General features: G+C 70.0%; 1 protein-coding gene. It reads right to left on the reverse strand.

Annotated elements, in window-relative coordinates:
- Positions 1 to 2,684, reverse strand: a 2,684-nt coding sequence (locus ACLEQD_RS40860) for a non-ribosomal peptide synthetase (protein ID WP_410391331.1), incomplete at both ends; no start/stop codon positions are given.

The following is a 2,684-nucleotide window of genomic DNA, read 5'->3' on the forward strand; positions in this document are numbered from 1 at the left end:
TTGGCGTTGAGGGGGAGGGCCTCCAGGACGAGGAAGGCGGAGGGCACCATGTACTCGGGCAGCCGCTCCTTGAGGAAGGAGCGCACCGCGGGGGTGTCCAAGGCCTTGCCGGACACCGCGACGAGGTACGCGACGAGTCGCTTGTCACCAGGGACATCCTCACGTGCGAGGACGACGGCCTCATGCACGGAGGCATGGGCGAGGAGGGAGGCTTCGATTTCGCCCAACTCAATGCGGAAGCCACGCACCTTCACCTGGAAGTCGAGGCGCTGCAGGTAGTCCAGCTGGCCGTCGGCCCGCCAGCGCACGACGTCGCCGGTGCGGTAGAGGCGGGCGCCCGGGGAGGAGGAGAAGGGGTGGGGGATGAAGCGCTCGGCGCTCAGGGCGGGCTGGCCGAGGTAGCCCCAGGCAAGGCCCTCGCTGGCGAGGAAGAGCTCACCAGGGACGCCGATGGGCACCGGCTGCAGGTGGGCGTCGAGGACGTAGGTGCGGGTGTTGGCGATGGGGCGGCCAATGGGAGGCCGCGTGCCGTCGTCGCGCGTGGAGGCGGCGACGGGGGTGAAGGTGGCGACGACGGTGCTCTCGGTGGGGCCGTAGTGGTTGAAGAGGGTGGCGGGCAGCGAAGGAGGCGGGCCGTGGTGCAGGGCGTCGCCGCCCGTCAGCAGGGCCCGGAGGGCCATGGGGCGAGGCCACTCCTCGCGCAGCACGGCCTCGGCCAGGGGCGTCGGCATGAAGCAGGTGGTGATGGCTTCGCGGGCCATCCACTGCAGCAGTTGAGAGGGCTCCGCGCGCACGGCGTCCGGAGGGACGACGAGGCTGGCGCCGGAGGCCAGGGAGGGCCACACCTCCCAGGTGGAGGCGTCGAAGGCGACGCCGGCGGTGAGGGCGGTGGAGTCGTCAGGCGTCAGCGAATAGGTGCGCTGGTGCCAGGAGACGAGATTCATCAACGCGCGGTGGTGGACGGCGACGCCCTTGGGCTTGCCAGTGCTGCCGGAGGTGTAGATGACGTAGGCCAAATCCTCCGGGCCCACCGGCGTCACCGGCAGCGGCTGACGAATCGCACTCGTCTCCATTTCCAAAGAGAGGACGCGCGCGGCAAGCGAAGGCAGTGAGGGACGCAGGTGGTGCTGGGTGAGGAGGACAGAGGCAGCGGAGTCCTCCAGCATGAAAGCCAGACGCTCCGGCGGGACACCGGGAGAGACGGGGACGTAGGCGGCGCCCACCTTGAGGACGGCCAGGAGGCCCGCCACCAACTCCGGGGAGCGCTCGGCGAGGACGGCGACACGGTCGCCTCGGGAGACGCCGGCCGCATGCAGCTGGACGGCAAGGCCGTGGGCCCAGGCGTCGAGTCCCGCGTAGGTGACGCTTCGCTCGCCCATGCGCACGGCGATGGCGTCTGGTGCACTGCGGGCCTGCTGGGCGACGACGTGGTGGATGCAGGTGTCGCGAGGGAAGGCGACGTCCGTCTCATTCCACTCGACGAGAAGCTGCTGCCGCTCGGAGGCGGTGAGCATCTCCAAGGAGGAGACGGGTGCGTCGGGCTGGGCAGCGAGGGAGGAGAGGAGGACAGCGAAGTGGCCCATGAGACGCTGGACGGAGGAAGCGTCGAAGAGGTCGCTGCTGTACTCGAGGAAGCCGGTGAGGCCGTGGGGCACCTCGAAGAGGGTGAGGGCCAAATCGAAGCGGGAGGAGTTGCCCTCCAGGGGGATGGGCTGGAAGGCCATGCCCGGGACGCGGAGTGCCTCGGCGGGGGCATTCTGCAGGACGAGCATCACCTGGAAGAGGGGGCTGCGGCTCAAGTCCCGTGAGGGCTGGAGGACTTCCACCAGCTTCTCGAAGGGGACGTGCTGGTGCTCATAGGCCGCGAGGGTGGAGGCCTTCACCTGGGAGAGAAGCTGGCGGAACGAGTCCTCGGGGCGCACGTGGGCGCGCAACACCAGCGTGTTGACGAAGAAGCCGATGAGGCCCTCGGCCTCGGAGTGGGTGCGGCCGGCGATGGGGGAGCCGACGCTGATGTCGTCCTGGCCGGAGTAGCGGGACAGCAGCAGCTGGAAGGCGGAGAGCAGCAGCATGAAGGGCGTGGCGCCCTCGCGCTGGGCGAGGCCTCGCAGCGAGTCCGTGAGCTCCGAGGGGAAGTGCACGGGCACCGTGGCGCCGCGCCGCGACTGGACGGGAGGACGCGGACGGTCCGTGGGTAACTCCAGGGCGGAAGGCGCACCGGCCAACTGGCGCTTCCAGTAGCCGAGCTGCGCGTCCAGCGTCTCACCCTGCAGCCACTGGCGCTGCCAGAGGGCGAAGTCCGCGTACTGCACCGGCAGCGGTGCGAGTGAAGGCTCGCTGCCGGCGGCGAAGGCGGCGTAGCTCGTGGCCAATTCCTTCACGAGGACGCCCATGGACCAGCCGTCGGAGACGATGTGGTGCATCGTCACGAGGAGGACGTGAGAGTCCGCTGAAAGCTTGAGGAGGGCGGTGCGCAGCAGCGGCCCGTGGACGAGGTGGAAGGGCTGCCGGGCCTCGCGGGTGGCCAGCCGCAGCGTCTCCGCTTCGCGCGCGGACTCCTCCAACCCAGACACGTCCTCCACGGGAAGGGCCCAGGAGGCCGGGGCATGGATGCGCTGGAAGGGCTGGCCCTCGTGCTCGAAGAAGGTGGTGCGCAGGGCTTCGTGGCGCGCCACCAGCGCTTC

This window comes from Corallococcus sp. 4LFB, from assembly GCF_046520365.1.
Lineage (GTDB): Bacteria > Myxococcota > Myxococcia > Myxococcales > Myxococcaceae > Corallococcus > Corallococcus caeni.